Annotated in this window: 24 protein-coding genes; 9 read left to right on the top strand and 15 right to left on the bottom strand. The window is 72.8% G+C overall.

Going from position 1 to position 21,466, the window contains the following annotated elements; translation table 11 throughout:
* Positions 1 to 6: 6 nt before the first annotated feature.
* Positions 7 to 831 (bottom strand): slipin family protein, encoded by an 825-nt coding sequence (locus tag ODJ79_RS37490; RefSeq protein WP_263028430.1) that lies wholly within the window; start codon positions 829 to 831, stop codon positions 7 to 9.
* Positions 832 to 1,053: 222 nt separating this feature from the next.
* Between ODJ79_RS37490 and ODJ79_RS37485 the strand changes: the two genes are divergently transcribed.
* Both ODJ79_RS37485 and ODJ79_RS37480 read left to right on the top strand, forming a co-directional pair.
* Positions 1,054 to 1,326, top strand: coding sequence for a hypothetical protein (locus ODJ79_RS37485; RefSeq protein ID WP_263028429.1), 273 nt, complete (start codon positions 1,054 to 1,056; stop codon positions 1,324 to 1,326).
* Positions 1,327 to 1,438: 112 nt separating this feature from the next.
* Positions 1,439 to 2,068: an HPP family protein gene (locus ODJ79_RS37480; RefSeq protein WP_263028428.1), complete on the top strand. Its 630-nt coding sequence runs from the start codon at positions 1,439 to 1,441 to the stop codon at positions 2,066 to 2,068.
* Here ODJ79_RS37480 and ODJ79_RS37475 read toward each other — a convergent pair.
* Both ODJ79_RS37475 and ODJ79_RS37470 read right to left on the bottom strand, forming a co-directional pair.
* Entirely contained in the window at positions 2,062 to 3,021 is a 960-nt protein-coding gene (locus ODJ79_RS37475; RefSeq protein WP_263028427.1) for an Acg family FMN-binding oxidoreductase, read from the bottom strand. The two genes, ODJ79_RS37480 and ODJ79_RS37475, sit on opposite strands and share 7 nt — an antisense overlap.
* A gap of 124 nt (positions 3,022 to 3,145) precedes the next feature.
* The gene (locus ODJ79_RS37470; protein WP_263028426.1) at positions 3,146 to 5,191 is read right to left on the bottom strand and encodes an acetate--CoA ligase family protein; all 2,046 of its coding nucleotides are present in this window, start codon (positions 5,189 to 5,191) and stop codon (positions 3,146 to 3,148) included.
* Positions 5,192 to 5,792: 601 nt separating this feature from the next.
* Between ODJ79_RS37470 and ODJ79_RS37465 the strand changes: the two genes are divergently transcribed.
* The 4 genes from ODJ79_RS37465 (at position 5,793) to ODJ79_RS37450 (ending at position 8,488) form a co-directional block, all read left to right on the top strand.
* On the top strand, positions 5,793 to 6,068 hold the full coding sequence (locus ODJ79_RS37465) for a DUF1876 domain-containing protein (protein ID WP_263028425.1): 276 nt from the start codon (positions 5,793 to 5,795) through the stop codon (positions 6,066 to 6,068).
* A 242-nt stretch (positions 6,069 to 6,310) separates the two neighbouring features.
* Positions 6,311 to 6,706 (top strand): Hsp20/alpha crystallin family protein, encoded by a 396-nt coding sequence (locus ODJ79_RS37460; RefSeq protein ID WP_263028424.1) that lies wholly within the window; start codon positions 6,311 to 6,313, stop codon positions 6,704 to 6,706.
* Positions 6,707 to 7,104: 398 nt separating this feature from the next.
* The gene (locus ODJ79_RS37455) at positions 7,105 to 8,004 is read left to right on the top strand and encodes a universal stress protein (protein WP_263028423.1); all 900 of its coding nucleotides are present in this window, start codon (positions 7,105 to 7,107) and stop codon (positions 8,002 to 8,004) included.
* A 13-nt stretch (positions 8,005 to 8,017) separates the two neighbouring features.
* Positions 8,018 to 8,488, top strand: coding sequence for a hypothetical protein (locus tag ODJ79_RS37450; protein ID WP_263028422.1), 471 nt, complete (start codon positions 8,018 to 8,020; stop codon positions 8,486 to 8,488).
* Here the strand turns inward: ODJ79_RS37450 and ODJ79_RS37445 are convergent, their stop codons facing one another.
* Positions 8,489 to 8,728, bottom strand: a complete 240-nt coding sequence (locus tag ODJ79_RS37445; RefSeq protein ID WP_263028421.1) for a hypothetical protein — start codon at positions 8,726 to 8,728, stop codon at positions 8,489 to 8,491.
* Between the two features lie 206 nt (positions 8,729 to 8,934).
* Here ODJ79_RS37445 and ODJ79_RS37440 point away from each other — a divergent pair, with 206 nt between their 5' ends.
* Positions 8,935 to 9,273, top strand: coding sequence for a hypothetical protein (locus ODJ79_RS37440; protein WP_263028420.1), 339 nt, complete (start codon positions 8,935 to 8,937; stop codon positions 9,271 to 9,273).
* 358 nt (positions 9,274 to 9,631) lie between these two features.
* Here ODJ79_RS37440 and ODJ79_RS37435 read toward each other — a convergent pair whose 3' ends face one another.
* The 10 genes from ODJ79_RS37435 to ODJ79_RS37390 all read right to left on the bottom strand — a co-directional run bounded on the left by ODJ79_RS37435 (position 9,632) and on the right by ODJ79_RS37390 (position 18,780).
* Positions 9,632 to 10,957, bottom strand: a complete 1,326-nt coding sequence (locus tag ODJ79_RS37435) for a serine/threonine-protein kinase (RefSeq protein ID WP_263028419.1) — start codon at positions 10,955 to 10,957, stop codon at positions 9,632 to 9,634.
* A gap of 212 nt (positions 10,958 to 11,169) precedes the next feature.
* On the bottom strand, positions 11,170 to 11,793 hold the full coding sequence (locus tag ODJ79_RS37430) for a V-type ATP synthase subunit D (protein ID WP_263028418.1): 624 nt from the start codon (positions 11,791 to 11,793) through the stop codon (positions 11,170 to 11,172).
* Positions 11,793 to 13,166: a V-type ATP synthase subunit B gene (locus ODJ79_RS37425; RefSeq protein ID WP_263028417.1), complete on the bottom strand. Its 1,374-nt coding sequence runs from the start codon at positions 13,164 to 13,166 to the stop codon at positions 11,793 to 11,795. Before ODJ79_RS37425 ends, ODJ79_RS37430 begins: the two co-directional genes overlap by 1 nt.
* Positions 13,163 to 14,881 (bottom strand): V-type ATP synthase subunit A, encoded by a 1,719-nt coding sequence (locus ODJ79_RS37420; RefSeq protein WP_263028416.1) that lies wholly within the window; start codon positions 14,879 to 14,881, stop codon positions 13,163 to 13,165. Before ODJ79_RS37420 ends, ODJ79_RS37425 begins: the two co-directional genes overlap by 4 nt.
* A complete protein-coding gene (locus tag ODJ79_RS37415) occupies positions 14,878 to 15,399 on the bottom strand; it encodes a hypothetical protein (RefSeq protein WP_263028415.1) in 522 nt (173 codons plus the stop codon). Before ODJ79_RS37415 ends, ODJ79_RS37420 begins: the two co-directional genes overlap by 4 nt.
* Positions 15,396 to 15,614, bottom strand: coding sequence for a hypothetical protein (locus ODJ79_RS37410; protein ID WP_263028414.1), 219 nt, complete (start codon positions 15,612 to 15,614; stop codon positions 15,396 to 15,398). The genes ODJ79_RS37415 and ODJ79_RS37410 overlap by 4 nt, the downstream gene beginning before the upstream one ends.
* Entirely contained in the window at positions 15,614 to 16,024 is a 411-nt protein-coding gene (locus tag ODJ79_RS37405; RefSeq protein WP_263028413.1) for an ATP synthase subunit C, read from the bottom strand. The genes ODJ79_RS37410 and ODJ79_RS37405 overlap by 1 nt, the downstream gene beginning before the upstream one ends.
* Positions 16,021 to 17,388: a V-type ATPase 116kDa subunit family protein gene (locus ODJ79_RS37400; protein ID WP_263028446.1), complete on the bottom strand. Its 1,368-nt coding sequence runs from the start codon at positions 17,386 to 17,388 to the stop codon at positions 16,021 to 16,023. Before ODJ79_RS37400 ends, ODJ79_RS37405 begins: the two co-directional genes overlap by 4 nt.
* Before the next feature lie 19 nt (positions 17,389 to 17,407).
* Positions 17,408 to 18,331: a hypothetical protein gene (locus tag ODJ79_RS37395; RefSeq protein ID WP_263028412.1), complete on the bottom strand. Its 924-nt coding sequence runs from the start codon at positions 18,329 to 18,331 to the stop codon at positions 17,408 to 17,410.
* Positions 18,331 to 18,780 (bottom strand): hypothetical protein, encoded by a 450-nt coding sequence (locus ODJ79_RS37390; protein WP_263028411.1) that lies wholly within the window; start codon positions 18,778 to 18,780, stop codon positions 18,331 to 18,333. Before ODJ79_RS37390 ends, ODJ79_RS37395 begins: the two co-directional genes overlap by 1 nt.
* A 237-nt stretch (positions 18,781 to 19,017) precedes the next feature.
* Here ODJ79_RS37390 and ODJ79_RS37385 point away from each other — a divergent pair, with 237 nt between their 5' ends.
* Positions 19,018 to 20,382, top strand: coding sequence for a DUF2157 domain-containing protein (locus tag ODJ79_RS37385; RefSeq protein WP_263028410.1), 1,365 nt, complete (start codon positions 19,018 to 19,020; stop codon positions 20,380 to 20,382).
* Complete coding sequence (locus tag ODJ79_RS37380) at positions 20,379 to 20,744, top strand: carboxymuconolactone decarboxylase family protein (protein ID WP_263028409.1); 366 nt, start codon at positions 20,379 to 20,381, stop codon at positions 20,742 to 20,744. The genes ODJ79_RS37385 and ODJ79_RS37380 overlap by 4 nt, the downstream gene beginning before the upstream one ends.
* A gap of 49 nt (positions 20,745 to 20,793) precedes the next feature.
* Here the strand turns inward: ODJ79_RS37380 and ODJ79_RS37375 are convergent, their stop codons facing one another.
* A complete protein-coding gene (locus tag ODJ79_RS37375; protein ID WP_263028408.1) occupies positions 20,794 to 21,294 on the bottom strand; it encodes a universal stress protein in 501 nt (166 codons plus the stop codon).
* Between the last annotated feature and the right edge of the window lie 172 nt (positions 21,295 to 21,466).

The raw sequence follows: 21,466 nt of genomic DNA, 5'->3' as shown, positions 1-21,466 counted from the left end.
GCTGAGTCAGCCGGTGGCGCTCATCGGGCGCACGATCGACGGCGGCGTGGTGTGGCGTTCGGCGGCCGCCGATTCCTGATCCAGGAAGCGGCCAAGTTCGCCGATCGTGCTCATCAGCGGTGCCGGGAAGACCACGGTGGAGTTCTTGTCGACCGCGATCTCCACGAGCGACTGCAGGTTGCGCAGTTGCAGCGCGAGCGGGTGGGCCATCATGGTGTCCGATGCCTCGCCCAGCGCGGACGCGGCGAGCGCCTCGCCCTCGGCGTTGATGATCTTCGAACGCTTCTCCCGCTCGGCCTCGGCCTGGCGGGCCATCGCCCGTTTCATCGCGTCCGGCAGCTGGATGTCCTTGAGCTCGACCAGGGTGACCTCGACGCCCCAGTCGACGGTGGTGAGGTCCAGGATCTGGCGGATGTCGACGTTGATGCGCTCGGTCTCGGCGAGGGTCTCGTCGAGGCTGTGCTGGCCGACGACCTTGCGCAGGGTGGTCTGGGCGATCTGGTTGATGGCCGCGTGCACGTTCTCGATGGCCACGACCGATTTGACGGCGTCGACGACCCGGAAGTAGGCGACGGCGGAGACGTCGACGCTGACGTTGTCGCGGGTGATGATGCCCTGCGACTGGATCGGCATGGTGACGATCCGCAGCGAGACGCGGTGCATGACGTCGACAATCGGAATCAGCAGACGCAGGCCCGGTTCCCGGGCGCCGACGACGCGGCCGAGGCGGAACACAACCCCCCGCTCGTACTGCTTGACGATACGGACCGACAGCACCAGCAGCAGGGCCACGACGGCCGCGACGATCAGGGTGATGATCCAGGCATTCATGTCGGGACACCTCCGGCGCGGTCGCCGATCCAGTCGGGCTGGGTGTCCGCCGTGACGCCCGTGCCAGTTCCACCATCCGCCGCTCGGGAGGCCGGTTACCAGAGTCGATGGGCCTGCCGCGGGCCGCCCGCCGAGAGGTCCTTCGCCGCGTGCCGATGTGACATTGGTCCCTGCCGATCACTCGGCCCCGCGTCGAGCATGGTCGGTGAGGAGGTGACGACGATGTTGTTCCTGGTGGTGTTCCTTCTGCTCTGCACCGCGATGGTCTGGTGGGCCGTCCTGCCCTTGATACGCCTGCGGGATCCTGATCCGGCCACTGCCGGGGAGTCCGAGGCGGCTCCTCCGGCAAGCCTCGAGGGTGTGCTGGTGGCGCAGATGATGGCCGGTGAGATCACCGTGGGCCAGTACCGGCGCGCCGTGGAAAGGCTCGCCGCCCGCGACGACGAACGTCACCCCTTGACAGTGCCGCCCGAGCTCGGCCCCGCTGGGTCCTGACCGGGCCGGGACATTCGGCCCTGCCCGCCCGGTCGCATCGGCGAAACGCTGAGAGACAGGAACCAGTGTGGGAGGACGGCCGACAACGAGCAGATGTTGCGGAGGTGACGTGATGCGTGCCAAGGACATCATGAGCAGCCCGGTGTACACGGTGACCCAGACCGCGACGGTGGAGAGCGCCGCTCAGCTGATCACGACGAAGGCGGTTACCGCCCTGCCGGTGGTGGACGAGGGCGGCCGGCTGGTCGGAATGGTGAGCGAGAGCGACCTGCTGTGGCACCGGGTGCCGTCCGATCCGACCGCGCACATGCGGGGGGTGCCGGACGCCGATCCGGCCGACCGGCCCGGCATGGTGGTCGAGGTGATGTCGCCGTACACCGTCACGACCCGGCCGGACGTGGATGTCGCCGAGGTGGCCGGGCAGATGCTCGAGTACGACGTGCGCAGCATGCCGGTTCTCGAGGACGGCGCGGTGGTGGGCATCATCAGCCGCCGCGACATCCTGCGCGCGATGGTGCGCGGCGACGACGTGCTGGCCGCCGAGGTGCAGCACCGGCTCGACGAGTACAGCGGCGGTCACCGCTGGACCGCGGTCGTGGAGGGCGGTGTCGCCCGCGTCAGCGGTGAGTTCGACGACGACACCGAGCAGGGCATCGTGGCCGTGCTGGCCCGTACGGTCCCCGGGGTTGCCGCCGTCGACGTCGCGGCGACCGCGCCGGACACGCGGCAGGGGATTCATTGAACGACGGTGATGACGTCACGGGGGTCGCGGCGCGGAGTGGGCGGAAGCGGCTCGCCCGGTGCCGGGTGGCCCAGCCGTACCACCAGGTAGGGATCGCCGATGCCGGACAGCAGGCCGCGCAGCAGATGATGCGGCCAGCCGACCTCCACGGCATCGCTCAGCGGCGCCGTGGACAGGCCGTCGGCGGTGGCCATCAGCAGCAGTGCCGAGAGCGCCTCGCCGCCGCGGAGGAAGTCGAGGGGCTGTGCGCCGTCGCCGAACAGCACCACGTAGGCCGCACCGGCGTCGTGTGCGGCGCCGGCCCGCAGTCCCGCGCTCCCACCGGGCACGAAGTCTCGGATGGGGACCCGGCGCAGCTCGGGCCGCACTGCCGTAGCGGGCGGGACGCCGTCCCCGGTGAAGGAGGGACGGCTGGTCCAACGGCGTAGGTCGGCGCGGTAGGCCGGGTCGTCGAGTTCGGCGCCGGCGGCCAGTTCCGTGGAGATGGCCAGCATCGCGACCTGATCGGGGCGGACGACGTGCAGGTAGGCGCCCGCCGCCTCGACGAGGCGACGCAGCTTGGTCAGCTCGTGGTCGGCGACCGGCTGGTCGGTGAAGGCGCGCCGGTCGGTGCGGCGCAGGCACAGGGCGGCGGACATCCGCTGGGTCTCGGGGTCAGGAGTGATCTCACTGGTGAGCCGGATGCGGGCGAGAAGATCGGGCCGAGCCGGGTCCGGGATGCGCTCGACGGCGGCACCCCAGCCGCCGGCGTTCAGGGCGATACAGGCGTGGTGCAGGGCGGCGCCGCAGCTGAGCAGGAGAAGCCGTCCGTCCGGATCGATGCTCTCGACGCGGCGGTCCGGGTCGGCGAACAGTTCGGCCAGGTCGCCAGTGATCCGCCAGGCCCACGGCTGTGTGTTGAGGACCGACGGTGCGTGCTGCGCGGTCCGGGCAGCCGTTTCCAGCGGTGTCATGGTCGGAACCCCCTCCCCACCACTGTGCCGATCGGCGGTTATGCCCCGTCAGGGACAAAGGTCCTGCGTTGGTCCGGCGAGTGGCACCCTTGCCTGGTCACATGTTTCGCCGCAGGGCCGTGCGTCATTTCGAAGTCGCCGCCTCGTCGAGTGAATGCCTTTCGGCCAACCGCAGGCGGGCATCGGCCACGACGACGTCCGGGCCCGCGAACAGCGGGTTGAGGTCGAGCCTGGCGATCTCCGGGTGGTCCTCGGCGAGGCAGCTGAGCCGCTGGAGCAGATCTACGAGCCCGGCGGTGTCGATCGGGGAAGGCGGCGTGTCCAGAACCTCGTGCACCATCCGGCCGGCGTCGAGATCGGTCAGCGGGAGAATGTGGGCCGCCCGGCGACGGTTGCGCCGGAGATGGAGCACCGACCCGAAATGCGGATCTTTCGTGATGCCGGCGGCGAGTCTTACCGGCGCGCTTACCTGGCGCTGCAGCAGGACCTCGCGAGCCGGGTCGCCGGGTCGGGTCAGGGCCTCGAATGCGTCGTGAACTTCGGTGGCGCAGGTCAGGCCGAGCCGCAGGTGATCGGCGGCGTTCCGGGTACGGGCCTCGCGGCCGACAGTCCGGACGACCACCGGGTAGCCGAGGCGCTCGGCCGCGGCGACCGCGCCCACCGCGGAGTAGGGGTGCGAGGCGGGAAGTACCGCAATGCCGTACGTGGCGAGGATCTTGACGGTCACCGCGCTCGGCAGCCAACCACGTCGCTCTTGGCGAGCCCGCGCGATCAGGGTGTCGGCGAGGTCCCGGTGGAGGCCGGCGGGCGTCACCCACCCGCCCCGTCGTTGGCGGCGCCACGTCGCGTAGCGGCAGGCGTGTGCCAAGGCGCGGATCACCCGTTCCGGATGCCGGTAGACGGGCATCCGGCGCGTACCCAGGTGATGGATGTCGTCCGCGCTTCCGGCGAGCACCGCGGCCGTGGTCAGCCGCGGATGTTTGTCGAGCACGTCGGCGACCGCAGTCATGACGGCGTCCGGCACGTTGGCGCGGGTGCCGACGATCAGAGCGAGCACGAGGTCGACCTCGCGGCTGTGGGCGAGGGTCTCGACCGCGTCGGCGACCTGCCGTGGGGTGGCGTCGGCTCCGGTGTCGACCGGGTTGCCGCGGCCCGGGGTTCGGGAAGCGGAGCCGTCCAGGCGGGGAAGGATGAACCCGTTCGCCTCCGCGAGCTCTGCGGCAAGCTCGGTGAGGCCACCGGCGTTGCCCACGATCCCCAGCCGGCGCCCGGCTGGCAGGGGCTGATCCACCAGGATCCGCGCGGCGTCCATCAGGTGGTCGAGATTGTCGGTGCGAACGATACCGGCCTGCTCGAACAGGACGTCTTGGCCGGGCGTCGCACGTGTGTCCCGGATGGCCAGCAGCGGCTTGCTCCGGGCGAACAGCCGGGCGATGCGGGCGAACGTCACGGGGTCGCCGAACGAGTCCGGATCCAAGGCGACGGCGCGGACATGCGGGTCGGCGTGCCAATGCGCGATCAGATCAGCGCCGCCGATCGCGGGCTGGTCGCCGAGCGAGACGAAGGCGGCCAGGCCGCATCCGCTACGGGCCGCATGTTCCAATACGGCAATCCCGACCGCGCCCGACCGGGTGACTACCGCCAGCCCGCCGGATTGCGGCGAGGTGGGCGAAAGGCTGGCGTTCAGGCGTATCCGCGGATCGGTGTTGATCACACCGAGGCTGTCCGGGCCGATCAGATGCATGCCGTGCTCTGCGGCGATGCGCCGAAGCCGTGATCCGGGCGGCCGGTCCGGCGAGCCGGTCGCGGCCCCGGTGAGCACGACCGCGCTGCGGACGCCGCAGTGGCCCGCTTCGCGCAGCACCGGTGGGACTTGATCGGCGGGAACCGCGATGACCAGCAGGTCGACCGGCCGGGGTAGGTCGGCGATCGTGCGGTGCCCGGGGATACCGTGGACCAGCCGGCCGGAGCCGTTGACCGGATACAGCCGACCGCGGTACCCGTAGTCGCGCAGGGCACGCACCATCTCGTAGCCGGCGCCGCCATGGCGCTGCATGGCGCCGACCACCGCCACCGAAGCCGGCGACAACAGCGCCCGCAGGGAGGCCCGTTCCGCGCTGTCCGGGCCGGCGCGGCCGGGAACGGCGGCCAGGGCGGGCATGGTCGTCATCGTCACAGCCCTCCTGTCATGCTCACTCCAGCCTCAATGCCCCCTCCGCCGCAAGAGCAGGGCCAAAGGTCCCGGCATGCAACTTATGGATCGACGGGTCATGTCCGGCGACCGATTCCGCGGCTCTCACCTCCACCGCAGCCCTGTTCCCGCCGGACGGGATCGGCTCGCAGGCGTCGCAAACCTCGTCCGGAACATTCCGCGTCGCGTAACCGGGCGGGGCCATCAGCCCCACCTTTTCCCGGTGCGCCGGCTGCACGCGGCAGCCGCCGAGATCAGCATTTTCTGCCGACGGCACCGAGCGGCGAGCCGACCGCGCTTTGCCCCGGGCTGGCGACTGCGAGCCGGGCCGTGTGGCAGCCGAGGATGAAACGGAGGCTGCGTGGGAAGAGCGGTATCGCCCAGCACGCCCAGGTTTTGTCCCGCCACGGCGCCAGATGGTCCTCGACGCGGTGTAGCTGATGTCCCGGCCCGAGCGTCACGTTTCGCCCGCCGGGTCCGGTCAAGGCCGCCGGGCCGGGACGATCGGGACTATCAGCACTGGTTGCCTCGCGGGCGCCAGGCCTGGGATGGAGACAGGAGGAATGAAGGAGGTGCCGACATGACACACATCCGTACGTGGACGGTCCAACTGACCATCACCGAGGACGAGTTCGAGCGCACCACCCGAGCCTCGGCGATCCTGCACACCGACTCGCGGCGGCCGTTGCGCAGCGAGGGCCGGGCTCGTCGGCGACCATCCGATACCGAGGTGCCGGCGATCGGCGACGAATTGGCGGTTGCACGGGCGTTGGCGAGTCTCACCTATCAGCTGCTGGATGCGACCGCGACCGACATCGAGCAGTTCACCCACGAACCGGCCGGGTTGACGTCCTGACCTTCTCCCTCACCCGGCCGGCGGCACGTGCCGGTGAAGCACGTGCCGCCACCGAAGCCGGGTCCGATCTGGAAGGTGCCGTCGAGCTGAAATGCACCGGTCGTGCCGCTGAGTAGGCCGAATCTGTATTCCAGGTCGCGTCGCCATGCTTCCTAATTAGCCGCAAAACAGGACGTATGGCCCTGGCCGTCGATCGCCCGTGAGCGTGTGATGGAGGTAGCGACGAGAGAAGGGAGAATGAGATGATCTCGCTTCTGCCGCGTGTGTTCGGCGACATGAATGACTGGTTCGGCGCCGATTTCCCGCGCGACGGTCGGCCGATCCGCTTCGAGGACAGGCTGACCGACACGGAGTACGTGTTACGCGCCGAGCTGCCGGGCATCGACCCGGGTAAGGATCTGGAGGTCACGGTCGATCACGGGGTGCTCACCATGCGGGCGGAACGCCGGGAGGAGTACGAGGGTATGAACCGCTCCGAGTTCCACTACGGCACGCTGCAGCGGGCGGTTCGGATGCCTGGGAACGCCGACGAGGAGCACATCTCCGCTGCGTACCGCAGCGGGATCCTCGAGGTGACCGTCCCGTTGAAGGCCGCCGAGTCCACCAGCCGACAGATTCCGATCAGCGAGAAGGAGTGACCATGCCGCTGTGAGCCCGCCCGGCCCGACCGGGCGGGCTCACAGCGACACGGTTCACCAGCGCTATACGTCGCTGCGTGCGCCGCGCGCCGCCGATGCCGACCCGCCGCGCGATCTCCGCCGCGGTGCGGCCGTAGTCGCCTCAGATGACATGGATCCGCATCCCCGCGCTGTGAGCGGCGGTCACGGCGTCGGCCACGCCTTCCCCGGGGCGGGTCGATCATCGCGATCAGGCCGAGCAGCGTCTGTGCCTGAGGTCCAGAACGGTCGCGATCGGGAACCCCGCTGTCAGTGCCGTATTGCTACGCGGGTGGGACCAAGGACCCTGGTTGCCCAGCGGTCCGGACGTTGTACTGGTAAATGCTAGGAAAAGTCGGAAATGGGCCCGGAGGTGGGTCATGAATGAGATCCGCAATTACCAAGTCCCCCGGGCCCCCTGGAATGCCGGTTCCGCGCCGAGAAGCAAGGCGGACGCCCTGTTTGGGTATCTCGCGGTATCCGGCGGGTCTGCTCCGGCGGCACCTCCCATGCCCACGGCAGCGACGCTCACCGGAACGGTGTTGGTGGGCGTGGACGACACGCCCGCCAGCTACACAGCGTTGGATCTCGCGGCACGGGAAGCAGAGTTGCACGGCTGGGACTTGAAGCTGCTGCACGTGCAACACCCCGGGGAGCGTCAAACCACGAAGGCGGCCGATTTCCGGCTGCTCGAAGAGATGACCGACCGGGTCCACGCCGCCACACCGGCGTTGCCGGTGACCAGCCACCTGATGACCGGATCAGCCGCGTCCCTGCTGCTCATCGAGGGCGGCACCGCGAACCTGCTCGTCGTCGGGCACCGCCACCGTGCGGTGGGCACCGCGCTTGGCTTGACCGTCGGCGACCGGGTGGCCGCCCAGCATACGGGGGTCGTGATGGTCGTTCGCATGCCGTACTGGCCGCCGGGACTCGGATTCGGCACGGTCCCGCTCGTGGTCGGCGTCGACAACCCGGCGGCGGTGACGCCGGCTGTCACGTTCGCGCGGGCCGAGGCCCGCCTGCGCGGCTGCGAACTGATCATGCTGCATGCCCAGCCCAACGCCACGCCGGCCGAGCGGACCGACGCGATCGACGGGGTCGTCGTGCACCACCTGACGGTCGACGCGCATCCCTCACCCGCCCTGATCGACTACTCGCACCGCGCCGCAGCGGTCGTGGTCGGCCGGCGCGGCATCGGCATGAACCCGGTCGCGATGCTCGGCTCGGTCAGCCGGGCGATGGTCCAGCACGCCGGCTGCCCGGTCTTCCTGGCGAGCTGACCCTGCCACGGCGATGACCCGCACCCGCGGGTCATCACATCCGCCGGTCATCGCCTTGGCCGCGAGCTTCGCCGTCCTGCTCAGTCAACCCGTCGACCTGCTGTTCCCGTTCGGCTTCGCGATGTCCGTCGGCATCCTGCTCGACACGCTGCTGGTGCGCGGCACTTGTGCCGGCCGTCGTCGTGCGGCTGGGCGCCCGGTGGGCGCTGGGACCGGGCGGTGGCGGCAGCTGATCGGCCGGTTGGTGACCCTCATCGGACGAACAGACCTCGATGCCTTCCCGCGCGAATACCAGCGGCGAGAGCAACTGCTCCGGGCTGGGGTTGGAGATCACCGCGGCGAGACGCCGGTCCGTGCGCCGCCGGGACCGCTCGCGGATCAGGTATCGGTGGTCGCCGTCGCGGCGCTCCGCGGCGTTCAGCTCCTGTCCGGTTGCCCGGCACCATGCCCGGACGTCGCTGTCGACGTTGTCGCGGGTCGGTGATCACTTCCAGGGACTCGTCGGCGCCAGTCGCGCCAGCCGCTGCGTCACCTCGTACGCGATGAAGGTCGTGATGGTCCTGCCGCGCAGGTCCAGTGAGGCGGCTTGCGCCGCGCTCGCCGTCATCGAGCCCACCTCCGCTGCCTGGTCGACGCCTGACATCTCGTCGGTACGCCGGGCGGCCGCCGCCCGGCGGGGCCGAAGGTTACCGCTGCCGAACGCGCAGGCCTGACGATGCGTCAACGGCACCGCCCGGGCGAGCAGGTGTTCGCCGGGAATCGTTCGCTGGTCACGGCCGCTGGTCCCGGGCCGCGTGGCTGCCAGTTCCGCGCCTGGCGGCCGACGGACGGCCCCCTTGGACGGGACTATCGGCACAGGCGGTGAGGTCGGCACATTTCCTACGCTCGATCGCAAGGCGGTCGAAGCGACCGGGCCGGGAGGCTGATCCGATGGCAACCAACGACATGAAACGGCAGTTCGACGAGATCGTCGCCGGTCTGACGGCGGACTACCCGTCGCTGGCCGGGCGTCGACCACACCCGCGCTGGGTCGTGGTAACCGCGGCGGTCGTCGCCGGAGTCACCTGGGGGCTGTTGTCCGTGGCGATGGTCGCGTGGGGCGTGCTCGGCGTGGCCACGACATGCCTGGTCGTGGTGGCGGCTGCCACGGGGATCGCCCTGGACTCCCGCCGGCGGCGTGGTGGCCGATACCGTACGGGCAAGCTGGGCCTGGGCCTTTGGGTGTTGCTCGGTCACCGCCGGCTTCGCGCGCGTCGGAGTCCTTCGTAACTGCCCTGGGAGCTGTGGTCCGCAGCTACCAGGCTAGCGTGATCAGCCCCGGTGGCCGCCGGCCTCCAGGCTCATCGCCTGAGCCCATAGACTCGGACGTGGCGCAAGCTGCCGTCGCTGCCTGCGTCTTCCGGCCGTTGCTCCTGTTGGCCTTCGGAGGGATCGGAAGCTGCATTCTCCGGCGCCCGATGGGCATCGACAAGGACCCACGTGGCTGTGCCCGGTGGCCGCCCGCCTGTTTTCTCCGCTGCTCGTCGGGAGCCGGTCGTGGTGCCGGGCACGCGCCCGCGGCCAAGGCCGGGCCCGTCGTGGTAGCTCTGGACGACGACAACGCCGGGCCGCTGCTGCGGCACAGGCGTCACGCGGCGGCGCGGCTACGGGCTCCGCTCCGGACGGCGTATGTCAGGTCCCGACCTGCGGTGGCGGGCGGGCCGGTGGCGCGCCCGGTCGTCGGTGGCGTATCCGTCGGCGTTGTCGTGGTCGTGGGTGGCGTGGTCGTCGGTGTTGCGGTTGTCGTGGTTGGCTTGGTCGTGGGCAGTGTGGTGGTCGGGGTCGGTTCCGGTGCGGTCGTGACGGGTGACGCGGACGGCGTCGGACCGGGGTAGTGGTGGCCGGTGATGGCCGGAGACGCCGGGGCACGCGTGGTAGCCGCGCCGCTGGTCGGGGTGGCCGATGTGGCGGGCCGGGCCGGGTTCCGGCCGAACGGATCGGTGAGCGCGAGCGCTGTCGCCGTCCCGGCCAACGCCAGCAGCGCCAGGATCAGTGCGGTCACGATTCCCCGCAACCGGGGGCGGACCGGCGGCCGGCCGGGTGACTCCGGGATCGGGTTGAGCCGGAGCGTGGTGGCGGTGGCCGTCGCCCGGGTTCGCGGGGCGGCGCGTTCGGCGGCGCGGGCCATCGCCGCGGCGGACGGGAACCGGGCGGCGGGGTCTTTGGCGAGCGCGGTGGCCACCAGGTTCCTTACCGGCGGCGGCACGTCCGGGGGCAGCGGCGGCGGCTGTTGGCTGACGTGTTGGGCGGCGACGCCGATCGGGTTGTCCCCCAGGAATGGCGGGTGCCCGGCCAGGCAGTGATAGGCGACCGCGCCCAGCGCGTACATGTCGGTGGCCGGACCCACCGGCTGCTTGCGGAGCTGTTCCGGCGCGAGATAGTGGGCGGTGCCGATGACCTCGTCGGCGCCGGTGAGGCTCGCCGACCGGGCCGAGCGGGCGACGCCGAAGTCGACCAGCACGGCGCGGCCGTCCGGCTGGACGATGATGTTGCCGGGCTTGACGTCGCGGTGCACGATGCCGGCCTCGTGCGCGGCCTGCAGGGCGCGGGCCACCTGCGCCACGATCGACATGGCGTCGGAGACGGTCAGCCGGCCACGCTCGGCGATCCGCTCGTTCAGCGGCTGCCCCTCGATGTCGGCCATGACCAGGTACGTCTCGTCGCTGGGCTGCTCGCCGAAGTCGTACACGTCGGCGATGCCGGGATGGTGCAGCGCGGCCATGGCCCGCGCCTCGTGCTGGAACCGGATGCGGAACTGCGGGTCGGTCGCCCGGTCCTCGCGTAGCGTCTTGACCGCGATCGCCCGCCGCAGCACGGTGTCGGTGGCCCGCCACACCTCGCCCATGCCGCCGACGGCGATCTGGTCGTCGAGCCGGTACCGGCCGCCGAGCAAGTCTCCAGTGCGGTGCGACATGTGAATCCCTCAATCAGTCGCGGGGCGACCGAGCGCCGCCGGAAGGTCAGGGACGCGCGGTGATCCGCATCGCTGGGGAACATCGCGACCTCGGACGTCCCTAACCGCGGATCGGGGCACTGTGTCCGGGATGCTATCCCGACCATGTCCACGCCGCGGGCGGCGTTGCCAGGGCCGTCGGACAGCAATAGGTGGGTCGTCCGTCCCCGGGCTCAGCCGGGGGGCCGGTCGGCGGCCCAGCGCCGCAGCAGCGCGTCGGCCGCCTCGGCCTCCTCGACGCGCGCGTACGCGAGGCGGAGTGCTTCGCGTAATGCCGGGATGCGCCGATGTTCGAGCGCCCGCAGGCGGCGGCGGGTCAGTGCGACCTCGCGGCTGACCGTCTCGGCGGCGCGCATCGCGGCGGCGTGCACGGCGGCTGTGCGGACCGCTGCCCGGACCGCCTGGTCGGCGCACCACAGGGCGGCTTCGGCCGGGGAAGCGTCGCCGTCGGATCGTTCCGGCAGGAAGCAGTCGGCCCCGGCCGGGTAGCGCAGGCCCATCAAGGAGGTGTCGGTCGTGGTGACTCGGGCCTCGGGGGCGAGGGCCGCCAACCGGAATCCACGGTCGCCGGCGAGTTGCCCGGCGAGTCCCAGGCTGTGCTGGGCGGGCACGGCCGTGTCCTGCCATCGCCGGCCGGTCTCCGCGGCGCGGGCCGTCAGCCGCTCGGCCTCGGTGCTGAGGACGGTGAGCTTGCGGGTGAGCAGCTCGGCCCCGGCCTCGGCGACGGACAGCCGCCGCCGCAGTTGCAGGACGCCGGCCCGGCCGGGCGGCACACGGATCGCGCTGCTGCCGGCCATCATCGGATCCCGTGCTCGTCGAGCAGCGCCTCCGGCAGCAGCACCAGTTCCCGCCGGGGCAGGGTGGACAGTGCCTGCCAGGCCAGGCGCAGCGTCTCGGCCAGGTCGCGGCGTTCGTCCGGGGCCTGGCTCAGCAGCGTGCCCCGGTAGGCCGTTTCGAACTCCAGGTAGTGCCGGTCTGCCTCGCTCAGGCCCGCGGGCCCGACCAGGTCGGCGAGCTCTCCGGCCTGCCGGGCCCTTGCCAGGGCGGCCATCACCTGCGCCGCGACGTCGAGATGGTCGGCCCGGGTGCGGCCGGGGCCGGCGCCGTGCCGCATCAGCCGCGACAGCGAGGACAGGGCGTCGACCGGCGGGTACGCGCCCAGCGCGGACAGGTCGGGGGACAGCACCACCTGGCCCTCGGTGATGTAACCGGTGAGGTCGGGCACCGGATGGGTGATGTCCCCGGCGGGCATCGTGAGCACCGGCAGGATGGTCACCGATCCGGGCTGCCCCCGGATCCGGCCGCAGCGCTCGTACAGCGAAGCCAGATCGCTGTACAGGTAGCCGGGATAGGCCCGGCGGCCGGGGATCTCGCCCCGGGTGGCCGACACCTCGCGGACGGCCTCGGCGTAGCTGGTCATGTCGGTCAGCACTACCAGCACGTGGCGGCCCTCGACGAAGGCGAGGTCTTCCGCGACCGTGAGGGCCAGCCGCGGCGTGAGAATCCGCTCGATCACCGGGTCGTCGGCGGTGTTGAGCAGCATGGTCAGTTCGCCGACCGCGGCCCGGCCCTCCAACTGGTCGCGGACCGCGTCGGCGTCCGGGTGGGTGAGTCCGAGACCGGCGAAGACCACGGCGAACGGCTCGCCGGCCGCCGTGGACTGTGCGGCGATCTGGGTGGCCAGCCGCAGGTGCGGCAGCCCGGCCTGGGAGAAGATCGGCAGCTTCTGCCCGCGGACCAGGGTAGTCAGTCCGTCGATCGCGGACACTCCGGTCAGCACCGGGTCGGCCGGCGGCTCCCTGCGGGTCGGGTTCATCGGGGTGCCGGAGACCGCGGCGGTGCGCGGGCCGGACACCGGCGGCCCGTCGTCCAGCGGCTCACCGCGTCCGTTGCAGGTGCGGCCCAGCCATCCCGGGCCGACGGCGATCCGCAGCGGGCGGCCGGCGAAGCGTACGGCGGTGTCGTCCGGGTCCATCCCGGAGGTGCCTTCGAGCACCTGCACGATCGCCAGGTCGTCCTGGACGGCGAGCACGACGCCGTGCCGGGGGTCCTCGCCGCCGACGTCGATCTCGGCGTATTCGTCCCAGCCCACGCCGGTGACCCCGGCGACGGTCAGGAGTGGACCGTTGAGCTCCCGTACGGTCGTCCAGGCGGTGGTGGTCAGGTTCATGACGCCGCCTCCCATCCGGCCAGGACGGTGTCGCGCGCCCGGCCCACCAGCTCGGCGTCGTCCGGGCCGGCCAGGTCCCGGACCCGCACCAGGGGACCGAAGTCGATCGCCTCCAGCTCGTCGGCGGTGTGGCCGGCCGCGGCCAGGGCCCGCAGCCGATCGCCCACGGCGAGGACCGCCTCGACCAGCGCGGCGCCCTTCGTGGGCCCGCAATGCGCGTCTTGGGGCGACAGGGCGTTCTGCCGTAACACGGCGTCCCGCATCAACCGGGCGGTCAGCAGGGTGACCCGTTCGGGCGCGGCGAGACCGGCGATGCCGATCAGATCCGCCAGTGCGTTGAGCCGGTCGGACTCCGCGAGCAGCCCGAGCACCCGGGCCCGGTTTCCGGCCCAGTCGGCGGCGCCGTCGCGCGCGTGCCAGGTGGCGACCGCCTCGGCGTCCCGGGAGAACGAGCCGGAGCAGGAGACGGCCGGATAGTGCCGGGCGTACGCCAGATCCCGGTCGAGGGTCCACAGCCCGCGCACGAACCGCTGGCTGTGGGCGGTCACCGGCTCGGTGAGGTCGCCACCCGGCGGTGAGACCGCGCCGACGATGGTGACCGATCCGGTCGCCCCGCCGAGGCACTCCGCGGCGCCCGCCCGCTCGTAGAAGGCGGCCAGCGCGGAGCCGAGAGTCGCCGGATAACCCTCCTCGGCCGGCAGCGCGCCGGTCCGGGAGGCGAACTCCCGCAGCGCCTCCGCCCAGCGCGACGTGGAGTCGGCGATGACCAGCACGTCGTAGCCCATGTCCCGGAAATACTCGGCCACCGTGACCGCGGAGTGGACCCCGCTTTCGCGGGCCATCATCGGCATGTTCGAGGTGTTGGCGATCACCACGCTGCGGTCGGCGAGCCGGCCGCCGCCGCGCGGATCGGTCAGCGCCAGCAGATCGGCGACGACGTCGGCCATCTCGTTGCCGCGTTCGCCGCAGCCCACGTACACGATGACGTCGGCGTCGCACCACTTCGCGATCTGCTGCAGCAGCATGGTCTTGCCGGTGCCGAACCCGCCGGGCACCGCGACCGTGCTGCCCTTCAGGATCGGGAACAGCAGATCAATCACCCGCTGCCCGGTGTGCAACGGGATACGGGCCGGCAGGCGCTCGCGCACCGGGCGCGGATGGCGTACCGGCCAGCTTGCGCTCAGCCGGACCGGCGTGCCATCGATCACCGCGATCTCGTCGGTCACGGCGTACCTGCCGACCGGCGCGATCCGGTCGACGGGGCCGGTCACGCCGGGCGGCACCAGGATCCGGTAGCCGACCGGCCCGGGGCCGGGCACGGTGCCCAGCACCGAGCCCACGTCGGCATGGCTGCCCGCGGTGACCAGTGGCTCGAACGACCAGCGGCGGTCGTCGGTGCCGGCCCCGGGGGCGCGCGGCAGCAGCCACACCGGGCCGTCGCTGAGCGGGCGCAGCAGGCCATCGAAAACGCCGCCCAGCAGTCCCGGGCCGAGCGGGGCGGTCAACGGGCCGCCGGTGGCGCGTACCGGGTCGGCCGGGCGCAGCCCACCGGTGTACTCGTACGCCTGCACCGTGGCCCGCCCGTCGCGGATCGCGACCACCTCACCGGGCAGCGCCGCCGGCCCGAGCTCGACCAGCTCGTGCATGGCCAGCCTGCCCGGATGGTCCACCTCGACCAGCGGGCCGTCCACCCGCAGCACCACCCCGGCGTTCATGGCTGCCACAGCTGTTCGACAGCCGGGCCGAGCTCGCTCAGCGCCCCGTCGGCCAGGGCCGACACGGTGACCTCGACCCGGCGGCCGCCCGCGGTCCCGGCCAGGCCGCCGGGAACGCGTTGCGCCGACCCGCCGGGTCCGAGGACCTCCGCCACCCGGCTGCGCAGCGCCGCATCGACCGCCGGCTCGGCCATCCAGTCCGCCACCCGCTCCGCGACGACGCGGCGCAGCAGCTCGTACGCCTCCCGCCGGGCCCGCAGAATCAGGCGCCGGGCCGCTCGGGCGGCCGCGGCCGCGTCGTCGGCCCCGGCGGCCGCAGCGTCGGCGTGCCCCCGGCCGCAGGCATCGGCCCGGGTCAGATCGGCGCGCTGCCGGGCGGCAGCCAGCCGCCGGTCGCGGTCCTGCCGCGCCGTGTCCCGCAGCCGGTCCGCTTCGGCTTGCGCGTCCCGCAGCAAGGCCTCTCGAACCGGGGCCAGCGCGGCGTCCAGCTCGGCGGCGGTAGGCCGGGCGGTGCTCATGGCAGCACCGCCACCAGCGGGCCGGCCGCGGAGATCTCGGCCTCCAGCGCGGCCGCCGCCGACCGGGTGAGGATCACCAAGCCCACGTCGGCCGGCAGCTTGGCCCACTGCGCTCGGGCCTGCGCGGCGTCCTCCGCCGGCGCCGGCTCAAGACCGGCCAGCTCCCAGCCGCGGATCTCGGCCGGGCCGCCCAGGATCGCGATCCGGCCGGTCATCACGCGTGTCCGATCAGGATGATCGCCACGATGAGCCCGTAGATCGCGATGCCCTCGGCGAGCCCGACGATCACCATGGCGCGGCCGAACAGCTCCGGCCGCTCGCTCATCGCGGCCAGCGCCGCGGCCCCCGTGTACGCCACCGCGATCGCCGCGCCGATCGACGAACCCGCGACCGCGATCGCCGCGCCGAGCAGGGCGGCCCAGCCGGAACCGCCCCCCGACGAGGCGGGCGCGGCCGCCTGCGCCGGGCCACCGGTCAGTGCCAGGACCGTGACCACCGACGCGGCGGCGACCAGGCCGCCGTTGATCGCGAGCATCAGCCGGACCGGGATCCGGCGCCGGGCCAGCAGCGCCCCGGCGACCAGGCCCACGGCCAGCGCGGGCAGGGCGAACAACCACACCGTCATGTCGGCTCCCCCTCCACGTGTAGGGCCCACGGGTGGAACGGCCGGCCCTCCAGCTCGAACACCCGCGAGAACAGTTCGTAGTACTCCAGCCGCAGTGCCTGCACCCCGGCGACCAGCGCCTCCAGCCCGAAGGTCAGGGCGTTGCCGAGCACCAGGACGGCGACGGCTGCGGCCACCGCGGCGCCGCCGTGGTGCCAGAGGGCGACGGTGCCGGCCCAGACCAGCGCGCCGAGCGCGGCGTGGGTCAGCCCGAAGGCGGCGAGCCGGGCGAACGACACCACGTTGGCGCCGATCCGCAGCACGAGGTCGAAGAGCTGGACGCCGGTCTGCGCCACTCCCGCGGCGCCGCCGCCGGCCGCCGCGTAGAGTCCGGCGGCACACAGGGCGAGCGCGACGAGCGCGGCGACAGCGCCCGGTCCCGCAATGCTCCACCGGCCGAGATACAGGCCGGCGGCGAGAGTGGCCAGGCCGAGGAACAGGATCGCTCCGGCGGCGCCGGTCGGCGCGTACAGCGACCGCCGGGGACCCCCTTCCCGCCACCGGTTCACCGTGCCCACGAGGTAGGCGGCGGCCAGCAGGACCGCGCCGAGGCCGACTCCGGCCGCGAGCAGCTGGACGGGCTCGTCCAGCGGGGACAGCCAGAGCACCGGCAGCACCCCGGTGGGACCGAAGAACTCGCCGAACGCGATGCCGGCCGCCGCGCTGGCCAGCCCCGCGCCGGCGACGAACGGCCAGTGACGGCGCAGCCGTTGCAGCCGCTTCACCCGGCCGAACCGGAGCAGGAGCGCGGCGAGCAGCAGGATCAGGCCGTGCCCGGCGTCGGCGAACATCATCCCGAACATGACCACGTACGCCAGCCCCGACAGCAGGGTGGGATCGACGTCCGCGTACGGCACGGTGCCGTAGGTCCGCACCAGCGGGGCGAACGACTCGCGCAGCGGTGTCCCGGCGTGCAGCAGCGTCGGTGGGTCGACGCCGGCCGGGCGGGGGAGCGGAGCCAGACTCGCGTCGGCCCGGGCGAGCCGGGCGGCGAGGGCAGGCACGCTGCCGGTGGGACACCAGCCGGTCCACACCCGTACGCCGGCCTCGTCCACCGCGTCGGCCGCCACGCGTTGCAGTTCGGCCTCGCCGGCGATCAGGTCGGTGCGGCCGCGGGTCACCAGGTCGTCCAGGTCGGGCGGCACGGCGCAGAGCCGGGCGGGGCCGGCGGGTGCACCGCCGGCCCGGCGCAGCGCGGCCGCGGCGGACCCCTCCGGCTCACCGTTGGTGATCGGCTCGTCCAGCTCGACGTCACCGGCCCCGGCGATCGCCAGCAGGGCTTCGCGGGTGCGCCCGTCCGGCGCGACGACCGCCACGCGGCTCATCGGCACGGGTTGCATTCCCTCAGTACGTCGCATCGAAGACCTCGGTGAGATTGCCGCCGCGGGCGGCGGACTCGAGTGCGGCGCGTACCCGCCAGGCGTCGACGGCGAGCACCGCCGCGCAGCCGACCGCGGCGTCCCCGGTGAACCGGGCGCCATGCAGCAGCGCGACGCCGTCCCGATCCAGGCGCAGCCACCAGCGGACCTCGGCCCGCCAGAGGTCGCCGGGCACGCGCACGCCGGTCAGCACCCACCCGGCCCGCCGGTCGGCAGATTCCGCGAGCTCCGTCAGGGTGCGCGCCGGGAGGCAGGCAGCCCCGGTGAGAGGCAGTAGGTGAGCCGCTGCGACGCGGTCCACCGGCCGGTCTTCGAGCACCCGGTGCCGGGCGAGCAGCAGCAGCGCCGCGCCGGCTGCCCAGTCCGCGGCGGCCGGCACCCGCAGCGCCACCCGATGCAGCCAGGACAGCCGCGGCACCACGGACAGCGCCCATTCGCTGTCCGCCCCCGGGTCACCCCACACCGAGGCGGCAAGCGACGCGCGCAGCGCCGGCCGGGTCGCCGCAGCCTCGAGCCGGGCGCCGGCGGAGGCGAGCGCCCCGAGCCGGAACAGTGGCTCAGCGGGCCGGCCGGCGAGCTGTTGACGCCGCTCGTCCAGGTTGTCCAGCTCGTACCCACCGGCCAGCACGCGCAGCATCTCGGCGGTGTGCCGGGACTGCCAGCCCGCCAGAACGCGAAGGTGCCACACCAGGCAACGGCCGACGGCGTGTTCCGCCTGGGCCGGAGATTGTCCGGGCCGGACCTCCCGCCCGTACGGCGTGCACGCCAGCTCGGAAACAGCGGCCCGGAAGTCGGCAATACCGGCGAGCCGGCGGGCGGTCGCCACGCCGACCCGCCGCCGGGCGAGAGCCCGGGCGCGGATCGTGCCGGCCACGTCTGCCGCGGCCATCACGGCACTCCCACCGCGCGGGCCGGTTCCAGCGCCCCGCGAACCTGCAGCGTCGCCGTATCAGCGAGCGCAGGAATCCGGGCGGCGGCCTGCCGGGCGATGCGCTCTGCTTCCACGCCTGCCGTCGCGATGCGCTCCTCGCCGCGTGCCTTGGCTGCGGCGCGGGCTTCGGCAAAGGCCCTCGCGTAGAGCGCCGGCCGGTCCTCCTCGGCGGCCCGCAGGATCGCCTGCTCCTCGCGGAGAGCGTCGATCCGGATCCGGTCGGCTTCGGCGGCCCCCGCTGCGACCATGTCCCGGGCCTGCTCGACGGTCGGGGCCAGCGCCGCGAAGACCGGCGCGACCTCGGCGAGCTGCCGGCTGCGGTGATCGGCTGGCACCGCGGGCGGAGCCGCCGGGCCGGGCGGTCCGGCGGAGCGGAACCGATCGAGAAAGTCGCGAAGCCCGGGCACGGGATGTCCCTCTCGCCGCGGCGAGCCGGCGTGGCGTCGCCTGCCACCATCGTCCGTGCGGTGCTCGCGACCCGGGCAGGGCCGGAGGGCCCGGTACGGCGGGCCGTCCGCCGGATTCGTCGGCGACAGAGGCCTAACGGCCCTGCCTTTCGAGCGGCGGCGGCGATGGTATGGGGTCAAGGGAGCACCGGCCTCGCCGGCGATCGTGGCTTCCACGCAGTTCGGAGGCGGGCGAATATGAGGACCGTCGAGTTGAACGCGTTGATCGACCGCTGGGTCGCGGACGGCGTGATCACCGCTGAGCAGGCGGGCCGGATGCGCGGCGGTGGGCTGCCGTCGCCGAGGCGGCCCGGGCTGGTCGTCGAGGCCCTCGGGTATCTCGGTGGCGCCCTGGTGACAGTCGCCCTCGGCCTGGTGGCGGGGAGGTACTGGACGGCGCTGGGTCACCTCGGCCGGTTCGCCGTCGTCGGTGCCGCGGCGCTGCTGCTGGCGGCGGCCGGCGCAGCGGTACCGCGGACGCCGGCCGGGCCGCTCGCGCGCCTGCGGGCCGTGCTCTGGATGGCCGCCTGCGGCGCGCTCCTGGGCTTGCTTCTGCTGCTGGCGCGTGAGCAGTTCGGCTGGGCCGAGGAGGCAGCGTTGTGTTTCGCGGCGGGCGGCACGCTGCTGTGCGCGGCGGGATTCTGGCGGGTGCACCGCCACCCGGTCCAGCACGCGACGGCATACGCGTCGGCGCTGCTGCTGGCCGGGTCGATGGCGGCGCTGTCGCCGGGCCCGGAGACGTTGCCCGGCCTGGCGATCTGGGCGGTGGGTACGGTCTGGGCATTATCGGCGCGGGCCGGGCTCGTCCGCCCGGAGTCGCTCGGCCGATGGCTCGGGGCATTCGGCGCCGCAGGCGGTGCGCTGGCGGTGGCCGGCACCGGCTGGGGCTCGGTGCTTGCCCTGGCTACGGTCGTCGCGCTGGTCGCGGCATCGATCCGGTGGCGTGACATGATGCTGCTGGTCATCGCGTCCGGGGCGGCGCTGTTGATCGTGCCGGTAGTGGTCGGGCTGTGGTTCCCCGGCGTGTTGAGCGCGGCGTTGGCGCTGCTTCTGGCCGGGCTTGCGCTGGTCGTGGCGGCCGTGGTGGTGGCCCGGCGGCCTGGCGTGAGGTCCGCAGGTCCTGATGCGGCAGGACCAGCGAAGGAACCATCCGTCCCTGACCGGACCGCCGGATCCGGTGCAGCATTGACGGTGAGGCCCACCGGTACCTTGGCGAAAGCCTTGGACGGCGGAACCATCAGGCTCGGGCGGCATCGCCGACGCCGGTCCCATTCCGCCGTGGGTGGCGAGCAGCGCCGCCGATGGGCCTCATTCTGCCCGCCTGGCAGGACCATCGGCCCTGGTCCCGGCCTGCGCCGACGGCGCACCGTGGGGACATGCCGGGCGCCGTCCTGGTCCTCGAGGCCGATCGCGGGCCAGCCCGCCGCCATCTCGAGCGGGCTGGTCGCCGACCTTTGCCGTGGCGTCGAGGACACCATCAAAGCGTCCGACTCATCGGAGAAGGCCGGCGGGCAAGCTGGTCGCCGGGTTCACCGACACGAAACCCGAGGGAGGACGCCATGAGTCACGGCAAGGAAGTACGGGATGCGCTCAGGGGGCCTACTCGCGCGCTGCGGCAGGCCATCCCCGAGGTGTACGCGGGATACCGGGAGCTGCATGACGCCGCGCTGGCCGACGGCGCACTGGATGCCAGGACCAAGGAGCTGATCGCGCTGGCGATCGCCGTCAGCAAGGAATGCGACGGCTGCATCGCCGCGCACGCCCACGCGGCGGTTCTGCACGGCGCGACCCCGCCGGAGGCGGCCGAGGCGATCGGCGTCACCTTCCTGATGAACGGCGGCCCGGCCACCGTCTACGGGGCTCGCGCTTTCGACGCGTTCCGCGAGTTCTACGAGGAGCACGGCACCCGGGCGACGGCCGCTTGAGTAGAGGGCTAATAGGAGCCGGTCGGCCGCGGGCTCGGCGTCTTCGTCATCAAGAACGGCAAGGTGGGTCCGAGGTTGCCGCGCGTTGACCCCGCGGTGTAGACGACGACGGCATGATGACGCCGGAACGGCCAGGCTCATCGACCGGTGGATCACCACCGGGCCGCGACGCGCGGGGCGGTGGGGATGATGGCGACGGGGCAGTCCGCGAGCTCGGCGAGCCGTTTCGCGGTTCGCCGATCGCACCGGCGGCGGCGACCACCAGGGCGGCGTCGCGGCTGAGTGCGGCGAGCGCGCGGGCGGGGTCGTCGTCGTGCAGGATCTGCCGTTCCACGGTTGCCGCCTCGTCGGGTGGCAGGTTGTCGTAGAGGGCGGCGGTCAGCAGCCGGTCGCTGTCGGTCATCGATTCGCGCCGGGTCCACACGTGCACGACCCTTAGCGGCAGACCCCGTTGCCGGGCCTGGCCGCGAGCATAGATGAGTACGTCGGCGCAGCTGGAGTCGTCGTCGAGCGCTGCCAGGACGAAGTGCGGGTCGATCTGCGCGGTCATGGCGGCCTCCCTGGCTCGGAGCTCATCGGACGTCCGGGTCGTGGCGCCGGCGGCCGTCTTGACGACGATGGGTCTGGCGGCTCGGTGGCCGTCCCCTCAGGTGGCCAGTCGCCGTGTTGCCGGGCGTCCGACGGGCTCAGGTCCACCATCGCTCCGTCGGTGGGCTTGTTGT

Source organism: Actinoplanes sp. KI2, from assembly GCF_025630775.1.
GTDB lineage: Bacteria > Actinomycetota > Actinomycetes > Mycobacteriales > Micromonosporaceae > Actinoplanes.
The sequence above is the reverse complement of the archived record's forward strand: the minus strand, read 5'-3'. Positions and strand labels throughout refer to the sequence as shown.

Coding starts and splice junctions, on each gene's coding strand:
- ODJ79_RS37490 (WP_263028430.1), bottom strand. CDS start 831: ATGAATGCCTGGATCATCACCCTGATCGTCGCGGCCGTCGTGGCCCTG.
- ODJ79_RS37485 (WP_263028429.1), top strand. CDS start 1,054: ATGTTGTTCCTGGTGGTGTTCCTTCTGCTCTGCACCGCGATGGTCTGG.
- ODJ79_RS37480 (WP_263028428.1), top strand. CDS start 1,439: ATGCGTGCCAAGGACATCATGAGCAGCCCGGTGTACACGGTGACCCAG.
- ODJ79_RS37475 (WP_263028427.1), bottom strand. CDS start 3,021: ATGACACCGCTGGAAACGGCTGCCCGGACCGCGCAGCACGCACCGTCG.
- ODJ79_RS37470 (WP_263028426.1), bottom strand. CDS start 5,191: ATGACGACCATGCCCGCCCTGGCCGCCGTTCCCGGCCGCGCCGGCCCG.
- ODJ79_RS37465 (WP_263028425.1), top strand. CDS start 5,793: ATGACACACATCCGTACGTGGACGGTCCAACTGACCATCACCGAGGAC.
- ODJ79_RS37460 (WP_263028424.1), top strand. CDS start 6,311: ATGATCTCGCTTCTGCCGCGTGTGTTCGGCGACATGAATGACTGGTTC.
- ODJ79_RS37455 (WP_263028423.1), top strand. CDS start 7,105: ATGAATGAGATCCGCAATTACCAAGTCCCCCGGGCCCCCTGGAATGCC.
- ODJ79_RS37450 (WP_263028422.1), top strand. CDS start 8,018: ATGACCCGCACCCGCGGGTCATCACATCCGCCGGTCATCGCCTTGGCC.
- ODJ79_RS37440 (WP_263028420.1), top strand. CDS start 8,935: ATGGCAACCAACGACATGAAACGGCAGTTCGACGAGATCGTCGCCGGT.
- ODJ79_RS37435 (WP_263028419.1), bottom strand. CDS start 10,957: ATGTCGCACCGCACTGGAGACTTGCTCGGCGGCCGGTACCGGCTCGAC.
- ODJ79_RS37430 (WP_263028418.1), bottom strand. CDS start 11,793: ATGGCCGGCAGCAGCGCGATCCGTGTGCCGCCCGGCCGGGCCGGCGTC.
- ODJ79_RS37425 (WP_263028417.1), bottom strand. CDS start 13,166: ATGAACCTGACCACCACCGCCTGGACGACCGTACGGGAGCTCAACGGT.
- ODJ79_RS37420 (WP_263028416.1), bottom strand. CDS start 14,881: ATGAACGCCGGGGTGGTGCTGCGGGTGGACGGCCCGCTGGTCGAGGTG.
- ODJ79_RS37415 (WP_263028415.1), bottom strand. CDS start 15,399: ATGAGCACCGCCCGGCCTACCGCCGCCGAGCTGGACGCCGCGCTGGCC.
- ODJ79_RS37410 (WP_263028414.1), bottom strand. CDS start 15,614: ATGACCGGCCGGATCGCGATCCTGGGCGGCCCGGCCGAGATCCGCGGC.
- ODJ79_RS37405 (WP_263028413.1), bottom strand. CDS start 16,024: ATGACGGTGTGGTTGTTCGCCCTGCCCGCGCTGGCCGTGGGCCTGGTC.
- ODJ79_RS37400 (WP_263028446.1), bottom strand. CDS start 17,388: ATGAGCCGCGTGGCGGTCGTCGCGCCGGACGGGCGCACCCGCGAAGCC.
- ODJ79_RS37395 (WP_263028412.1), bottom strand. CDS start 18,331: ATGGCCGCGGCAGACGTGGCCGGCACGATCCGCGCCCGGGCTCTCGCC.
- ODJ79_RS37385 (WP_263028410.1), top strand. CDS start 19,018: ATGAGGACCGTCGAGTTGAACGCGTTGATCGACCGCTGGGTCGCGGAC.
- ODJ79_RS37380 (WP_263028409.1), top strand. CDS start 20,379: ATGAGTCACGGCAAGGAAGTACGGGATGCGCTCAGGGGGCCTACTCGC.
- ODJ79_RS37375 (WP_263028408.1), bottom strand. CDS start 21,294: ATGACCGCGCAGATCGACCCGCACTTCGTCCTGGCAGCGCTCGACGAC.